Source organism: Arthrobacter sp. SPT-J7 (assembly GCF_059089965.1).
Genome location: NZ_JBNHFF010000397.1, coordinates 1 through 1671 on the forward strand (window position 1 = coordinate 1; position 1671 = coordinate 1671).

The window sequence follows — 1671 nt, forward strand, 5'->3', positions numbered from 1 at the left end:
TACACTCCGCTTGCCGCCTCCGGGGCTGCTGCAGATCACCTGCTCGCGTTCCACCGCGGCGCGGACGTGGCTCCGGGAGCCATAACGCTGGCCACCCGGCTCCCGGCCGGACTGGCAGCCGACGGCGGGTGGCGGGACACCGCCGTCGACCTCCCTGTCCCCGTGCGGGACGAGCTCACCGGCGCCGGCTACGGACCGGGCAGCGTTTCGGTGGCCGAGGTGCTGGGTACCTACCCCGTGGCTTTGCTCGTACCGGTGGATGGAGAAAAGGCATGACCCTTGTCAATGTTGGGCCCGAGCGTTTTGACGTCTGGGCCCCCGACGCCAGTTCGGTGATCCTGGTGGCCAACGGCCGGCAGTATCCGATGCTGAAGAAGGAGACGCCGCCCGGCTCGGAGGGCTGGTGGACTGCCCCCGATGCTCCCGCGGACGGTGACGTGGATTATGGCTACCTGCTGGACGGGGACGGCCAGCCCGTGCCCGATCCGCGGTCGCGGCGGCTGCCCGACGGCGTTCACCAGCTCTCCAGGACCTTCGACCCTGCCGCGCACGCCTGGCAGGACGGCGCCTGGAAGGGCAAGGACCTGCAGGGCTCGGTGATCTACGAACTCCACGTGGGCACCTTTACCCCGGAGGGCACCCTGGACGCCGCGGCCGGAAAGCTGGGCTACCTGGCGGACCTGGGCATCGACTTCGTGGAGCTGCTGCCCGTCAACGGCTTCAACGGAACCCACAACTGGGGCTACGACGGCGTGCAGTGGTACGCCGTGCACGAAGGCTACGGCGGGCCTGCGGCCTACCAGCGTTTTGTGGACGCAGCCCACGCTGCCGGCATCGGCGTCATCCAGGACGTGGTGTACAACCACCTTGGACCCAGCGGCAACTACCTGCCCAAGTTCGGCCCCTACCTGAAGCAGGGGGACGCCAACACCTGGGGCGACTCGGTCAACCTGGACGGCCCCGGCTCGGATGTGGTGCGGGAGTACATCCTGGACAACGCCGCGCTCTGGCTCCGCGACTATCACGTGGACGGGCTCCGCCTGGATGCCGTGCACGCGCTGCGCGATGAGCGTGCCGTGCACATCCTGGAGGAGTTCGGGGCCTTGGGCGACGCCGTCTCGGCTGAGACCGGACTGCCCAAAACGCTTATTGCCGAGTCCGACCTGAACAACCCGCGCCTGCTCTACCCGCGGGACGCCAACGGCTATGGGCTCGCGGGGCAGTGGAGCGACGACTTCCATCACGCCGTCCACGTCAACGTCAGCGGCGAGACCACCGGGTACTACGAGGACTTCCAGTCCCTGGCCGTCTTGGCCAAGGTCCTTAAGGACGGCTTCCTGCACGACGGCAGCTACTCCAGCTTCCGCGGCCGCCACCACGGCCGGCCCATCATTGCCGCCCTGGCACATCCTGCCGCCCTGGTGGTGTGCAACCAAAACCACGACCAGATCGGCAACCGGGCCACGGGGGACCGGCTCTCGCAGTCGTTGTCCTACGGGCAGCTGGCAGTGGCCGCCGTACTGACCCTGACGTCACCGTTTACGCCCATGCTGTTTATGGGCGAGGAGTTTGCGGCGAGCACTCCATGGCAGTTCTTCACCTCGCATCCGGAACCGGAGCTGGGCAAGGCCACTGCTGAGGGCCGGATCAAGGAGTTTGAGCGCATGGGGT

General features: G+C 67.8%; 1 protein-coding gene and 1 pseudogene. Both read left to right on the forward strand.

From position 1 onward, the window contains the following. A pseudogene (locus AC5RWX_RS33005) lies at positions 1-276 on the forward strand (malto-oligosyltrehalose synthase); the annotation flags it as partial. Continuing rightward, positions 273-1671 (forward strand): malto-oligosyltrehalose trehalohydrolase (treZ, locus tag AC5RWX_RS33010; RefSeq protein WP_494100380.1); only part of this gene is annotated, 1399 nt, incomplete at its 3' end. The pseudogene AC5RWX_RS33005 and the gene treZ, both read left to right, overlap by 4 nt.